The organism is Burkholderia sp. BCC1993 (assembly GCF_905339865.1).
Lineage (GTDB): Bacteria > Pseudomonadota > Gammaproteobacteria > Burkholderiales > Burkholderiaceae > Burkholderia.
Map to the genome: position 1 here is coordinate 77,649 of NZ_CAJPGZ010000008.1, position 14,529 is coordinate 92,177.

Sequence of the window (14,529 nt, forward strand, 5' to 3'; positions counted from 1 at the left end):
CGCGCATCGCGCAAACGGCGTCCCCGTCACCGCAAGCCGGCCCGATGCCGGCTCGCCTGCCGAACAGTCTGCCCCACGTGCCGACGCGCCCGTTGACGCGCGTCAAATGCGGCCGGGACGCCCGCTACACCGCCCGGCTATCTCATTTTTAGCTGACCCTATTACAAAAAACGCGTAAAACGCGCACAATTTCATCTTGAAAATAGACGTCGCACGCGGCCGGTGCGAGTTTTTCCCGGTTTTGCCGCGCTGCCCGCGTGCCACGGGCGGCCCCGACACCAGAATGGCCATCGAATGACCGCCAGTGGAACCCCGTCGCGTGACGCCCGAGGGCCTGCGCGTTTCCAGATCATGTTACGCCAGCCGCTCGCGGCCGGCGTCGTTACGCTGTTCGCCGGCGCGGCGCTGTCACTCGGCGTCGCGCTGCTCGTGCGCGAGCAGTGGCAAGGCGCCGTCCATACGCGCTTCGAACGCCGCACGACGCACGTGACGGCGATGCTGCGCCACGAGCTGCAAGGCAGCGTCGCCGTGCTCGAGAGCGCGCGCAGCGCATTCGCGCTTGCGCCGCAGATCACCCCCGAGCAATGGCGCCGGTATGCCGACACGCTCGATCTCGACAGCGGGCGTTCGCCGATCCGGCAGCTTGGCTATGCGCCGCTGTCGACCGCGACACGCAGCGCCCTCGCCGGCCACGCGCCGATGCCGGCCGGCCCGCTCGCGGTGGCCACGCTCATTGCGCCGGCGTCGAGCTCGGCCGGCGTGCGCTTCGGCGCGCCGGACCAGGCTCCGCTCGCGCGCGCGCTGCGGACCGGCGATATCGCACTCGGCATCCATCCGGCCGACAACGATACGTCCCGCGATGCGCGCACCCTCACGCTGTTCGTCCCCGCGACGGCTTCGTCGCGCACGGCCGTCGCCCATGACGCCGGCGCCGACGGCGTGCTGTTCGCGGAAGTGAGCCCGAATCGCCTGGTCGAGCGCGCGCTCGACGCGGAACGCGGGCTCGACCTGCGGATGAGCGCGGGCGACGATCCGCACCCGATCGCGAGTGCCGAGACGACGACCGACGAAGCCTCCGCGTCGCCCGACCTGATGCGGCGCACCGACCAGCTGACTTTCGGCGGGACCGTGCTGACGCTCGCCTATTCCGCGGACGGCCGCCCGAGCGCGACCGGCGCGCAGCGCGCGGCCGGCACGGTGCTCGCCGCGGGGCTGATCGCGTCGTTCGCGTTCGCGGCGCTCGTCCATGCGCTGCTGCGCGGCCGCGCCGGCCACGCCGATACGGGCGCGAGCAGCCGCGGCATCCTGAACGAGGCACGGATGATGGGCATCATCCGTTCGTCGATGGAAGCGATCATCACGATCGACGAGAAGCAGACGGTGGTGATCTTCAACCCGATGGCCGAACAGGTCTTCGGCGTGTCGGCGATGGAGGCGATCGGCGCGCCGCTGTCGCGCTTCATCCCCGAGCGGTTTCGTGCCGCGCATGCGAAGCACGTCGACCAGTTCGGCGTGACGGGCGTGTCCGAGCGGCAGATGGGCCGCCAGCGCGTGCTGTTCGGGCTGCGCGGCAACGGCGAGGAGTTCCCGATCGAGGCGTCGATCTCGCAGATCCGCGATGCGTCGGGCAAGCTCTATACGGTGATGCTGCGCGACATCACCGAGCGGCAGCGCGCCGAGAATGCGCTGAAGCAGTCGCGCCAGGAGCTACGCGAACTCTCGGCGAACCTGCAGAACGTGCGCGAAGAGGAAAAAACCCGCATCGCGCGCGAACTGCACGACGACCTCGGCCAGCAACTCACCGCGCTGAAGATGGACCTGTCGGTCATCGAGCAGCAACTGCGCACGCCGGGCCATGCGCAACCCGAAGTCGGCGTGCTGTCGCACCTGCAGGGCATGCGCCGGCTGATCGACGCGACCGTCGCGTCGGTGCGGCGCATCGCGGCCGACCTGCGCCCCGTGATGCTCGACGATCTCGGCCTCGTGCCGGCGATCGAGTGGCTCGCGAACGACTTCACGAACCGCTACGGCATCGACGTCGAGCGCCACATCGAAACAGGCGGCCTCACGTTCACCAGCGCGGGGGCGACCACGCTGTTCCGGATCGTCCAGGAAGCGCTGACGAACGTCGCGCGCCATGCGGACGCGACGCGCGTCGCGCTGCGCCTCGACATCGAGGAAGGCTTCTGCGTGCTGCGCGTCGCGGACAACGGCCGCGGCGCGGCACCGGTCGGCACCGCCCACGAGGACAAATCGTTCGGCCTGATCGGCATTCGCGAACGCGCACACATGCTGGGCGGCAGCGTGACGATCGACACCGCGCTCGCGCGCGGCTTCTCGATCACCGTCGCATTCCCGCTCGGTTCCGTTCAACAGGAAACCACCCTCATATGATCAAGGTGCTCATCGCCGACGACCATACGCTCGTGCGCGACGGTCTGCGGCACATTCTCCAGAACGCCACCGGATTCGAAGTGGCCGGCGAAGCATGCGACGGACCGTCGACGATCGCGCTCATTCGGTCGACGCCTGCGCAGGTGTTGGTGCTCGACCTGTCGATGCCGGGCCGCAACGGCGTCGAACTGATCAAGCAGATCAAGGACGAGAAGCCCGCGCTGCGCGTGCTCGTGCTGACCATGCACGCGGAACAGCAATACGCGGTGCGTGCGTTCCGCGCCGGTGCGTCGGGCTATCTGACCAAGGAAAGCGCGAGCGCCGAACTGGTCGGCGCGGTGACCAAGGTGGCGTCGGGCGGCGTCTACGTGAGCCTCGCGATGGCCGAACAGTTCGCGCAGAGCCTGAACGAGCCGGCCGAGACGCTGCCGCACCAGCGGCTGTCCGATCGCGAGTTCGACGTGTTCCGCCGCATCGCCGCCGGGCAGACGCTGACCGAAATCGCGCAGGCGCTGTGCGTCAGCGCGAAGACGGTCAGCACCTACAAGACCCGGATTTTGGAAAAGATGCAGATGCCGCACGAAGCGGCGCTGGTCCGCTACGCGCTGCGGCACAAGCTGCTCGACGAAACGGACGACGTCTAGGCGAACCATGCCGGCCGCGCGATGTGAGCTGTAAGCGGGCCGGACGTCGCGCAGACGTTACTTCGCCGGCACCGGGCATGCGAGATCGCCTTCCTCGCAGGACAGATAGCCCTTCAGCGTCTCGGTGCGGGTCTTGGTCAGATCGTCGACGCAGGTCGACACGACCATCGGATAGGCGCTGCCGCCTTCGGCATTCGCGCTGGAGAAGTTGCATTCGGCATCGCGGTAGGCGATCCACGCGCGCTGCGCGTTCACGAGTTTCTCTGCGAGCGGCTTCGCATCGCGCAGGCGCCCGGTGACGGCCTGGTAGGTGCGGTTCAGCTCCGCGTCGGATTTCTTGTACGCGCGATCGGCACATGCCGTCATCGCCGCCTGATCCGTCGCGTCCGCACAATTTGCCTGTGCGTGGGCAACGTTCGCCGTCAGCGCCAGCGCGCACAGCAGACCGGTCAAGACACGCATGGATGCTCCTGTTTGTTTTCGTTGAAGTCGTGGAACGTGATGCCGGGCTTGCCGCCGCGCCTCGGCGCGCGGCGTCGCAGGCCGGCCGGCGCTACCCGATTCGCTGCGGCTGCGGCTGCAGTAGCGTGGCGATGCCGACCGGGATGCTAGCGCACGCGCGGCGGATTGTCAGCCGGCGCCACGCTTGGCCGCGCACGCAAAAAAGCCCGCACTCGACATGAGTGCAGGCTTTTCGATACGGCTTTGCCGGCGGCCCGGAGGCCGCGCGGTGAACGGCTTGCTCAGTGACCGAAGTACACCGACGAACGATCGGCTGCGGCCGGCACGGTCACGCGCTGGCCCGACTGCGACGTCGCCACCGGGTTCGCGCCGTAGCCCGTTGCATCAGCCTGCGCACCGGTGTTCTGGGCTGCCGCGATCTTCGCCTGTGCGGCCTGGATGTTTTCCGGATAGTTGATCCAGTCGTTCGGGTTGTAGCCGGCCTTTTCCAGCTGGACCAGCTCGGCACGCACTTGCGCGCGCGTCAGCGGCTGCTGGTTCGATTGAGCGAACGAGACGACCGGTGCGGCCACCAGAGCGGCCAGTGCAACTGCCTTGATCAGCGATTTCATGATGCGTTACCTCCAGATTTGTCTTGTCAGGCGCTTCGGACTGGGTAGTCGTTGCGCATGAGTGAAAGTCTAGGCGGCACGGCTATCAGGGTAAATACTTAAATCGCAAATTCACTGTTGACCGAATCCGTACAATTGCCGCGCATTCGGTTAAATCGTCAGATGATTATGGCCGTGTCCGCAGCCAATAGGCTGCGGCGCCCTTTCGCCTGCCCTGCGCGCCGTGGATCGATTCACCGGGCCGTGGACGACCGCCCGGCGGCTGCCACGTCTGCCCTGCTTATCCCGCTTACCCGTTCGACACATCAGCGGACCTGATCCGCCTCCACCGCCCCCGACGACAGGTCGAACAGCAGCGCCTTGAGGCGCATCCGGTCGGCGGCAGCGACTTCGTCGAACTTCGCGTGGTGAAGCGTCCAGCCCGCCGCCGCCGGATCGGCATGCACCGCACGCACCATCCCGTCGAGCGTCAGCAGCGCGACACGGTCCTCATCCGCATACGGCAACTGCACGCGCAACGGCTCGCCGGCCGCCGCGAACGGCCGGTCGACCGCGATCGACAGTCCGTTCAGGCTGAGATCGCGCACGATCCCGATGCCGTCGGCCTGCGCCAGCCCGCCCGTGCAGCGGGCCGCGATCCGTACCGGTACGCGCGGCTCCGCGCGCGTGCGCAACCGGTCGACGAAGCCCGGCGGCGAGAGCACCATGAACGGCGCGGCGCCCGCCGCCTGCACCGCTTCGACCGTCGCACCGAAGCGCGACACGGCCGACCGGCCGATCGCGACCGCCTCGACGTCGTCGCCGCGGGCAAAGTCGAGCACGACCGCCGGCTGCGGCTCGACGAACAGCGCGCCCGATGCGCCGACCCCGATCAACCGGCAGCGCTGCAGCACGCGGGTCGCGCCGACCCGCCGCCGGATGCCGATCGCGGCGCCGGCCGACAGCCCCATGCGCGTGGCCGCCGGCACGGTGTCGTGCGCCGGCGCGGCAGGCTCGGCGTCATCGCGCCGGCGCACGGGCCGGAAGTGATCGAACAGGAAGTCATGCTGCGCGGGTTCGCGCAGCGTCGTGCCGGCGGGCAGCAGCGCGGCGCCGCCGGCATCGTAGAGATCGAAGCCGAGCGGGACGCCGGCGGAGATGTCGTCGCGCGCGAGCGCGACGTGATCGGTGATGAGCCGCATCGGAAAGGCGCGGAGCGACCGCGCGAGCTGTCGTGACAACGTTATTACGGCAGCATCGCGCGAAATCTGAACGGCTCGTTACTCCGAACCGCTGGTCGCGTCGGGTGAAGCCGGTGTCGGCGCCGGCGTAGCCGAAGGCGCGACGGCCGGGGCGGAGCCGAGGCCGCCACCGGCGTTACCCGGGCTCGTCGCGTTGCCGCCCGCCGCCGGCGGCTGCGCGACCGGCGGTTGCGACGCCGACAACGCAGCGGCCGATGCCGCCACCTCGGACGCCGGCACCCATTCCTCGACGATGCCGCCGGATGCCGCCTCGGGCGCCGACGCGCCGGATGCGGCCGACGCCGCGGCTGCGTCCGCCTCCGGCTCAGGCTCGATACGCTGCGTCCTGACGGGCGCCGGCGCCTGCTTCGGCTCGGGCCCGAACCAGCCGTCGACCAGGTCCGTCACCCGTTCGCGCACCGACGCGAACCAGCCGGGCGACGGCTCGGTGTCGAATTTCAGCTTCGTGTCGACGATCCGGGCGCGTTGCGCGCGCTGGAAGAAGTCGCCGACGATCGGCAGCGCGCTGTGCGCGCCTTGTCCCCAGTAGTCGCTGCGCAGCGTCACGCGGCCGTCGTCGAAGCCGACCCACGCGCCGGCCACCAGCCCGGGCTGCATCAGGATGAACCAGCCGTCCGCGTTGTCCTGCGTGGTTCCGGTCTTACCGGCCACGTCGCCACGAATGCCGAAGCGCGTACGGATGCTGCTGCCGGTGCCGCGCGTCACGACGCCGCGCATCACGTCGAGCAGCGTCTTGTCGGTTTCGGCGTCGAGCGCGCGCTCGGGTGGCGCCGGCGCGTATTCGGCGAGCACGTCGCCCCGGCGGTTCTCGATGCGCGTCACCATTTGCGGCTCGACGTACAGCCCGCCGTTCGCGATCGTCGCGTACGACGCGACCATCTCCTTCAGCGTCACGGGGCTCGTGCCGAGCGCAAGCGACGGCACGCGCTCGAGCGGGCTTTCGCGCACGCCCATGTCGCGCGCGAACCGCGCCACGGCCGCCGGACCGACCTTCTCCATCACCTGCGCGGTGATCCGGTTGCGCGACAGCGCGACCGCGTCGCGCAGCGTCATCGGCTTGCCCGTCGGCGGCGCGTCGTCGTTCGGCCGCCAGATCTCGCCGCCCTTCAGCGGAATCTCGACCGCCTGGTCGATGAAGGTGTCGTCCGGCTTCATCCCGTTCGCGAATGCGACGCCATAGACGAACGGCTTGAAGGTCGAGCCCGGCTGACGCCGCGCCTGCGCGACGTGATCGAACGGCTCGTTCGTGAAGTCGCGGCTGCCGACCCACGCGCGAATCTGCCCGTCGCGCGGATCGATCGCGACGAAGCCGGCCTGCACGTCGGTCTTCGCCTTGCACAGCGCGCGCATGAAGCCGCGGTCGGCGGCGAGCTGCTTCATCGCGGCCGCATCGTTCTTGCCGGCGTCCTGCGCGGCCTTGTATTCGGGCGACTCGCGCATGAAGGTGCGGAACACCTCGTTGTCGGTGCCGCAGCCGTCGCGGCCGCTCCACGCATTGTTCGCGATGCCCTGCAGCTGGTTCGCCTGCAGCGTCAGCGCCTGGGTCGCCATCTGCTGCAGACGCGAATCGATCGTGGTGCGCACGATCAGCCCGTCCGAATAGATGTTGTAATCGTTGCGGTCGGCCCAGCCGATCAGCCATTTGCGCAGTTGCTGCGCGAAGTGCGGCGCGGGCCCCGGCGGCTCCTTCTGGCGCTCGAAGTCGATGCGCAGCGGCCGGCGCTGCAACTGCGCGAACTGCGCCGGCGACAGCTTGCCGTACTTCACCATCTGGCCGAGCACCGTGTTGCGCCGCTGCAGCGCGCGCTCGGGATTCAGCACCGGGTTGTAGTAGCTGTTGCCCTTCAGCATCCCGACGAGCGTCGCGCTGTCGAGCACGTCGAGCTCGTCGGCCGACTTGTCGAAATAGGTGCGCGCGGCCATCTCGACGCCGTACGCGTTGTACAGGAACGGCACGGTGTTCAGGTAGGTCTCGAGGATCTGATCCTTGCTGTAGACGGCCTCGATCTTCAGCGCGGTGATCGCCTCCTTCACCTTGCGCGTGAGCGTCGGCGCGCGGCCGATCTCGTCCGGATACAGGTTGCGCGCGAGCTGTTGCGTGATCGTCGAGCCGCCCTGGCGGCTGCCCGAGAACGTATGGAGCGCGGCCGACGCCGTGCGCTTCCAGTCGAGACCGTGATGCTCGTAGAAACGATGGTCCTCGGTGGCGATCAGCGCGTCGACCATGTGCGGCGAGATCCGCTTGAGCGACACCCATTCGCGGTTCGACGGCTTGAATTCCGCCAGCACCTTGCCGTCGGCGGACAGCACCTGCGCCGGCTGGTCGACGCGCGCCTTGCGGATGTCGCCGATGCCCGGCGTGAACGGAATCAGCGCCAGCACGTACAGCAGGAACAGCGCGGGCACGGCGGCAGCCGCGCGCAGCACGCCGCGGCGCGTCGGATGACGGAGATGGTGCCAGGCGACGGCCAGGACACGCTTGACGAGCACGGCGGCAGCGGCCGCGACGGGTTGGGCGCGCGCGACCCATTTGGCACTGAGGTCACGCACTGACGACACGTTTCGGCGATTCACGCGGGTGGGGGATCTGCTGGAAAGGCTGCATCGTACCAAAACTCGCGCGGCCCACCGGCCGGCGGCCGTCACGTGCCTGCACGAACGGCGCCCGCGCGTGCATTTTTACAACAAAAAAGGCGCGCGCCCCGGAACGGGACCGCGCGCCAAGCCTGGTACAACGGTGCCGTGCGCCGCTGCTCAGCGCACGAGAAAACCGTAGGTCAGCGGATCGCGCTCGTCGACGATCCAGTTCGCGAATCCGCAGATGTGCGCGCTGCCCTCCACTTCCGGGATCACGGCCGGGATGTCGCCGACCGTCGTCTCGCGCAGCACCCGCCCCTTGAACACGGTGCCGACGATCGACTCGTTGACGAGCGTGTCGCCGGCCGCGAGCCGGCCGCGCAGGTACAACTGCGCGACGCGGCCGCCGGTGCCGGAGCCGGTCGGCGAACGGTCGACCTCGCGATCCGCGAACACGCAGCAATTTGCCTGCGTCGAGCCCGGATGGCGCGGCGCGTTCGCGATGATCGTGCCGTAGATATGGTTGATCTCCGGAATCTCCGGATGCACGACCGGGTATTTCGCGTTCGCGGCCGCCTTCACTTCGGCGCCGAAGCGGATCAGCTTCTCCACGGCCGCCTCGCGCACCGGCAGGTCGAACGGCGCGCCGTCGACGTAGAAATAGAACGCGCCGCCATACGCGATGTCGCCGGTCACGGTGCCGAACGACGGCGTGTCGACCGACACGTCGCGCTGCCAGATGAACGACGGCACGTTGACGAAGCGCACCGGCCCCGCGTGCTCGCCGTCCCATTTCACGAACGCCTCGATGAAGCCGCATGGTGCGTCGATGCCGACGCGGGTCTCGGGCACCGTGCGCTGCACCCAGCCGAGCTCGACCGCGGCGGTCGACAGCGCGATCACGCCGTGCCCGCAATGGTCGCTGTAGCCTTCGTTGTGCACGAAGATCACGCCGAAATCCGCGTGTGGCGACACCGGCTCGGTCAGGTAGCCGCCGTACATGTCGGCGTGGCCGCGCGGCTCGAACATCAGCGCGCGGCGGATCTCGTCCGCGTTCTCCTTGAGCCATGCGCGGCGCTGGACGATCGTGTCGCCGGGCAGGCGCGGCAACCCGCTCGTGACGATGCGGAACGCTTCGCCGCCGGTATGGACTTCGACGGTGGAAAGGGATCGGGAAATTTTCATGAAGATCGAAAGCGTGAAGACGAAGGACGGCGCACCGGCGCCGTCCTTCCGGTAGCGGTTTTACTTCGCGTACGGTACGGGCAGCCCGTTGCGGATCACGTAGACGCTGGTCGGCGCGCCCTTCAGGTCGCCGCGTTCGTCGAACGAATAGGTGCCCGCGACGCCCGCATAGTTCGACTTCGCGAGTTGCGCGATCAGCTTCGCCTTGTCGGTGGTCGTGCCGGCCTTGACCATCGCGTCGGCGAGCAGCTTCATGCCGTCGTAGTAGTTGACGCCGTAGACCTGCGTATCCGTGTGATAGGCGTCGTGGTACTTCTTCAGGAATTCGCGGCCGGCCGGCGTCTTCTCGAGCGCGACGCCGCCCTGCGCGCAATAGACGATCGACGCGGCCTCGCCCGCGACCTTGCCCATGTCGGCCGAGCAGATGCCGTCGCCGCCGAGCAGCTTCGCGCGCAAGCCGCGCTGCTTCATCTGCTTCGCCATCGGCGCGCCCTGCGCCGCATAGCCGCCGAGGAAGATCACGTCGGGATTGCTGGCCTTGATCTTGGTGAGAATGCCGAGGAAATCGGTGGCCGACGAGTTCGTGTACTCCTGGTCGACGATCTTGATCCCGTTCGCCTTCGCGACGTTCATGAACTGCTCGGCGACGCCCTGCCCGTACGCGGTGCGATCGTCGATGACCGCGGCGGTTTTCGCGTTCAGCGTCTTCGCGGCGAAGGTCGCCATCGTGCCGCCGAGCTGTTCGTCGCTCGCGCCGATCCGGAAGATGTTCTTGAAGCCCTGCCGCGTGAGTGCCGGGTTCGACGCGACCGGCAGCATCGGGACGCCTGCGTTGCTGTACACACGCGATGCCGGGATGGCGACGCCCGAGTTGTACGGCCCGAGCACCGCGACCACGCCCTTGTCGACCAGGTTCTGCGCGACCTGCACGCCCGCTTTCGGGTCGGCCTGGTCGTCGTCCGACACCAGCTTGAACGTGACCGTCTTGCCGGCCACCTTCACGCCCGCCTTGTTGAGCTCGTCGACGGCGAGGCGCGCGCCGTTTTCATTGTCCTTGCCGTTCGCGGCCTGCGGGCCGGTGAGCGGCGCCGAATGGCCGATCATCACGACTTCCTGCGCGTGCGCGGCAGTCAGCGCGCCGGCGGCAACGGCCACCGAAAGCGCGGTAACGAAGTGTCGCATGGTGTCTCCTGATTGGTTTTGTGTGAAACCAATGTAGGACACATGTGGTCACCATGCAAGCAATTTTAAAAAGTTTTTTGCGATTCTGGTCTACTTTCAGACCAGAGTGAGGTGACGCGTATTACTTCGGCGTGATGTCGCGACGCACGCGAAGAATGTGCTGCTCGACATAGAACGCGGCGGCATCGGCGTCGCCGGACACGATCGCCTCGTAGATCAGCCGGTGCTCGGACACGTAGAGCCGAATGCGGCCCGCGTCGTAGATGCCGTCGTCCTTCAGCCGCTTCCACAGCGGCTGGTCCATCGTCTTCGCGACTTCGTCCGCGATCTTTACGATCAGCGCATCGCCGGTCATCAGCGCGAGCTGCCGGTGGAACAGCCGGTCGCTCTCGTTCCACAGCGCGCGCTGCTGCGGATCGTCGATGTCGGAGACGGTTTCCATTTGTGCGAGATAGCCTTCGGCGACAGGGTCGGCGCGACCGTGCGCGGCCGCGAGGCGCGCGATCGCGGGCTCGAGGATGAGCCGCACGTCGAGCGTCGACGTCGGGCTGAAGTCGGCATCGGGCGCGCTTCGCGTGTCGCCGCGCTGCGCGAGCACGTCGAGCGGCGCAGGCACGACGTAGGTGCCCGAATTGCGCTTCGTGAACACCAGCCCTTCGTTCTGCAACGCGCCCAGCGCCTCGCGCACGGCCGGCCGGCCAACCTGGAACAGCGCCGCGAGTTCGCGCTCCGACGGCAGCCTCGAATCGGCCGCGTAGCGCCCCGCGCGAATCTCGTCGCGAATCCTTTCGGCGACCTGTTCGTAGATCTGCAGCGGCCGGAAGCCGGCTTCGAGCGATTCGGGACGTGCGGACATCATCTGGGGCTCCTGCCCGGTCGGGTGGGGGGATCGGGAATGGGTCGCACTATACCGGAGCGGTACCGGCGCCGGTGCGCGCGACGCCTATCTGGACGGATATTAGAACCAAAATCGGCCGTCCGCTGGCTTTTCCGGCTTGCCGGGTGGCCGGGAACTGGTATAAATTTGATCCAGAGCACCTGCCAACGCGACAGCCGGCAGCCTCCGTTGCGAGCGCGCGATGCGCCCGTCACCCACGCCCACCGCCCCGAACCGACCGACACGATGACCGCCCTCTCCCGGATTCCCGCTTTCGACGCCGCCGAAACGGCCGCGCTGCTCGACTACCCCGCGCTGCTCGCGACGCTCAGGCACACCGTCGCCGAATACGCGGCGGGCGAGATCGTCAGTCCCGAACGCCTGGTCGTGCCGCTGCAGGCCGGCGGCGTGATGCTGTCGATGCCGTCGAGCGCGCGCGACCTCGCGAGCCACAAGCTCGTGAACGTGTGCCCCGGCAACGGCGCGCGCGGGCTGCCGACGATCCTCGGGCAGGTGAGCGCATACGATGCGACGACCGGCGAGCTGCGCTTCGTGCTCGACGGCCCGACGGTCACCGGGCGCCGCACGGCGGCCGTTACCGCGCTGGGCATCCAGGCGCTGCACGGCGCCGCGCCGCGTGACATCCTGCTGATCGGCACCGGCAAGCAGGCAGCCAATCACGCGGAAGCGCTCGCGGCGATCTTTCCGGAGGCGCGCCTGCACGTGCGCGGCTCACGCGCCGACAGCGCGGCCGCGTTCTGCGCCGCGCACCGCGCGCAGGCGCCGCAGCTCGCGCCGCTCGACGGCGATGCGATTCCCGATGCGATCGATGTCGTCGTCACGCTGACGACGAGCCGCACGCCCGTCTATCGCGAAGCGGCACGCGAAGGCCGCCTCGTGGTCGGGATCGGCGCGTTCACCGCGGATGCCGCCGAGATCGACGCCGATACCGTGCGCCACAGCCGGCTCGTCGTCGACGATCCGGCCGGCGCGCGCCACGAGGCCGGCGACCTGATCGTCGCGCAAGTCGACTGGCAGCAGGTCGCGTCGCTCGCCGACGTGCTGCGCGGCGCCTTCGCGCGCAGCGGCCCGCTGCTGTTCAAGACCGTCGGCTGCGCCGCATGGGATCTGGCCGCGTGCCGCACGGCACGCGACGCACTGGCCGCGCGCCGGCACGGCTGATTCGACCGCGGCGGCGACCGGCAACCTGCCGACCGCACCACGCACGCCAGCCAGCGCGGCTCGGGCGTCGCCGCCGCCTTCCCGTACGCGTTGTAGGAAACGCCCTACAACACGTCGAAGCGGCCTACACAAACTTCCAATTCGGCCGATTTCATTTTTGGCGGCGCAACACGATACTGCCGGCATGAATGCCAGCCTGTCACCCGCCGTCGCGCTCAGGGTGTTTCTCGTCGATCACGCCATCGCCGTCCGCCAACGGATCGCGCTGCTCGTCGGCGGGATCCGCGGCGTCGTGGTCGTCGGCGAAGCGGAAGACGGCCAGGACGCGTGGATGCACATCCGCAGCAGCCACGCGGACGTCGTGATCGTCGACCTGCGGCTCGCGGACGGCAGCGGTCTCGACCTGATCGGGATGCTGTCGAAGGCCACGCCGCGCGTCGTCACGATCGTGCTGACGAACCACTCGGCGGCGGCATTCAGAGAGGCATGCGCGGCGGCCGGCGCCGATTATTTCTTCGACAAGACCGCCGAATTCGACGCCGCATGCCGCGTCATCGAATCCCTGGTGCACGCTCGCGCGCACCACCCCTGATCGAGCCGGAGTGACTCATGTCTACCGCCACTGCCTGCGCCACCGCCCCGCCCGTCGCGCCTCGGCCGACGACCCCGCTGCGTGCGGTCGCGCGCACGGACGCCGTCAAAACCCCGGCCGCGCGCTGCTCGGGCTGCGCGATGCGCTCGATGTGCCTGCCGCCCGACCTGACTGCGGACGAGTACGGCCGCCTCGACGCGATCATCTGCTCGACCCGGCAGGTTCGCCAGGGCGACGCGCTGTTCCGCATCGACGACCCGTTCCACAGCATCTATGCAGTCCGTGCGGGCTCGTTCAAGACGGTGATGATGCATCGCGACGGCCGCGAGCACGTGACCGGCTTCCAGATCGCCGGTGAAACGCTCGGCATGGACGGCATCGGCAGCGGCCAGCACTGCTGCGACGCGATCGCGCTCGAGGACAGCGTCGTGTGCATCATCCCGTTCGGCGCGCTCGAGGCGGCGTGCCGCGAGATGAAGCCGATGCAGCATTTCCTCTACCAGATGCTGAGCAGCGAGATCGTCCGTGAATCGAGCCAGATGCTGCTGCTCGGCACGATGTCGGCCGAGCAGCGCGTCGCGCAGTTCCTGCTGAACCTGTCGTCGCGCTTCGAGGCGCGCGGCTATTCGGCATCGGAATTCAACCTGCGGATGACGCGCGAGGAAATCGGCTGCTATCTCGGCATGAAGCTCGAGACCGTCAGCCGGATGTTCTCGCGGTTCCATCGGGATTCGCTCGTCGAAACGCGCGGCAAGCGCGTGCGGATCCTCGACGCGCAGGCGCTCGCGCAGGTCTGACGCCCGAAGCGCGGCCAGCGTCATTGCGCGGCCGCGCCCGTCGCGGCCGCACGCAGCGCGACCGCTTCGGGTTCGCCGGTCTGCCAGGCGGACAGCGCCTGTTCGGCTTGCGCGAACACGCGCCGGATCGTCTCGTTCACGTCGTCGCCGCTGCTGCCCGGCAGCAACGCCGGCGCGCGATCATGCATGAGCAGTTCGAGGCGCACGTCGTAGGTTCGGCCGCCGTCGCCGGTCGTGCGCGACTCGATCGCCAGCAGGCAATCGTCGAGCCGCGCGCGGAAGCGTTCGAGCCGCACCAGCTGCGCCCCCGCCTCTCCTTCGAGCGCGGCGGAACCCGCGAATCCGACGCAGACGATCTGCATGCCCACGCCCATGTCGTTTCTCCTGACGCGGTCGCCGCTCGTCGACCGGGTTGCCTGCCCCATGTTTCCCTGCCCTGCCCGCCGTGGAATCCGCCCGCACGCATGTCGCGCGGCGCGATGACGGATGCGGCGATCACTGCCGTGGCAGCCTTGCCCCCGCGCGCCGTCGGCGCGAGGCGGTTCACATGCTGAACGTCTGCGACGCCTTCATTTCGATCCACGTCATCCCGGCCCGCAACCCTTCGATCGCGGCCTCGTGCTCCGTGGGATACGCATGACTGTGCTCGAACGTGTGGTGAAAGCGCGCCGGTCCCGTGCCGTGCTCGACCGACACACGGCAGCGGAACTCGCCGGATTCGCACTGTCGCGTCTCGATCTCGACCGACCAGTCGCGTTCATGAATCGTGCCTTGCAGTGTCATGC

At 68.5% G+C, this 14,529-nt stretch carries 14 protein-coding genes; 5 read left to right on the top strand and 9 right to left on the bottom strand.

The window, feature by feature from the left end; genetic code table 11:
- Positions 1-294: 294 nt before the first annotated feature.
- Both U4Y91_RS14835 and U4Y91_RS14840 read left to right on the top strand, forming a co-directional pair.
- Positions 295-2,394, top strand: coding sequence for a PAS domain S-box protein (locus U4Y91_RS14835; RefSeq protein WP_321805635.1), 2,100 nt, complete (start codon positions 295-297; stop codon positions 2,392-2,394).
- Entirely contained in the window at positions 2,391-3,038 is a 648-nt protein-coding gene (locus tag U4Y91_RS14840; RefSeq protein ID WP_321805636.1) for a response regulator transcription factor, read from the top strand. Before U4Y91_RS14835 ends, U4Y91_RS14840 begins: the two co-directional genes overlap by 4 nt.
- Before the next feature lie 57 nt (positions 3,039-3,095).
- Here U4Y91_RS14840 and U4Y91_RS14845 read toward each other — a convergent pair whose 3' ends face one another.
- The 7 genes from U4Y91_RS14845 to U4Y91_RS14875 all read right to left on the bottom strand — a co-directional run bounded on the left by U4Y91_RS14845 (position 3,096) and on the right by U4Y91_RS14875 (position 11,155).
- Positions 3,096-3,500, bottom strand: a complete 405-nt coding sequence (locus tag U4Y91_RS14845; RefSeq protein ID WP_321805637.1) for a lysozyme inhibitor LprI family protein — start codon at positions 3,498-3,500, stop codon at positions 3,096-3,098.
- Between the two features lie 281 nt (positions 3,501-3,781).
- The gene (locus U4Y91_RS14850; RefSeq protein ID WP_124660202.1) at positions 3,782-4,111 is read right to left on the bottom strand and encodes a DUF4148 domain-containing protein; all 330 of its coding nucleotides are present in this window, start codon (positions 4,109-4,111) and stop codon (positions 3,782-3,784) included.
- Between the two features lie 305 nt (positions 4,112-4,416).
- Positions 4,417-5,292, bottom strand: a complete 876-nt coding sequence (locus U4Y91_RS14855; protein ID WP_321805638.1) for a PilZ domain-containing protein — start codon at positions 5,290-5,292, stop codon at positions 4,417-4,419.
- Between the two features lie 78 nt (positions 5,293-5,370).
- Positions 5,371-7,911, bottom strand: coding sequence for a penicillin-binding protein 1A (locus U4Y91_RS14860; protein ID WP_321805639.1), 2,541 nt, complete (start codon positions 7,909-7,911; stop codon positions 5,371-5,373).
- 195 nt (positions 7,912-8,106) lie between these two features.
- Complete coding sequence (gene lhpH, locus U4Y91_RS14865; protein WP_321805640.1) at positions 8,107-9,114, bottom strand: trans-3-hydroxy-L-proline dehydratase; 1,008 nt, start codon at positions 9,112-9,114, stop codon at positions 8,107-8,109.
- 60 nt (positions 9,115-9,174) lie between these two features.
- Positions 9,175-10,296: a branched-chain amino acid ABC transporter substrate-binding protein gene (locus U4Y91_RS14870; RefSeq protein WP_321805641.1), complete on the bottom strand. Its 1,122-nt coding sequence runs from the start codon at positions 10,294-10,296 to the stop codon at positions 9,175-9,177.
- 121 nt (positions 10,297-10,417) lie between these two features.
- The gene (locus tag U4Y91_RS14875; RefSeq protein WP_321805642.1) at positions 10,418-11,155 is read right to left on the bottom strand and encodes a FadR/GntR family transcriptional regulator; all 738 of its coding nucleotides are present in this window, start codon (positions 11,153-11,155) and stop codon (positions 10,418-10,420) included.
- Positions 11,156-11,419: 264 nt separating this feature from the next.
- On the opposite strand from U4Y91_RS14875, the gene lhpI reads away from it, so the two are divergent.
- The 3 genes from lhpI to U4Y91_RS14890 all read left to right on the top strand — a co-directional run bounded on the left by lhpI (position 11,420) and on the right by U4Y91_RS14890 (position 13,744).
- Complete coding sequence (gene lhpI / locus U4Y91_RS14880) at positions 11,420-12,355, top strand: bifunctional Delta(1)-pyrroline-2-carboxylate/Delta(1)-piperideine-2-carboxylate reductase (protein ID WP_321805643.1); 936 nt, start codon at positions 11,420-11,422, stop codon at positions 12,353-12,355.
- Positions 12,356-12,539: 184 nt separating this feature from the next.
- The gene (locus tag U4Y91_RS14885) at positions 12,540-12,947 is read left to right on the top strand and encodes a response regulator (protein WP_321805644.1); all 408 of its coding nucleotides are present in this window, start codon (positions 12,540-12,542) and stop codon (positions 12,945-12,947) included.
- 17 nt (positions 12,948-12,964) lie between these two features.
- The gene (locus U4Y91_RS14890) at positions 12,965-13,744 is read left to right on the top strand and encodes a helix-turn-helix domain-containing protein (RefSeq protein WP_321805645.1); all 780 of its coding nucleotides are present in this window, start codon (positions 12,965-12,967) and stop codon (positions 13,742-13,744) included.
- Between the two features lie 20 nt (positions 13,745-13,764).
- Here the strand turns inward: U4Y91_RS14890 and U4Y91_RS14895 are convergent, their stop codons facing one another.
- Positions 13,765-14,118: a metal ABC transporter ATPase gene (locus U4Y91_RS14895; RefSeq protein WP_321805646.1), complete on the bottom strand. Its 354-nt coding sequence runs from the start codon at positions 14,116-14,118 to the stop codon at positions 13,765-13,767.
- A 169-nt stretch (positions 14,119-14,287) separates the two neighbouring features.
- The gene (locus tag U4Y91_RS14900) at positions 14,288-14,527 is read right to left on the bottom strand and encodes a UDP-glucose 4-epimerase (RefSeq protein WP_124519488.1); all 240 of its coding nucleotides are present in this window, start codon (positions 14,525-14,527) and stop codon (positions 14,288-14,290) included.
- Positions 14,528-14,529: the final 2 nt, after the last annotated feature.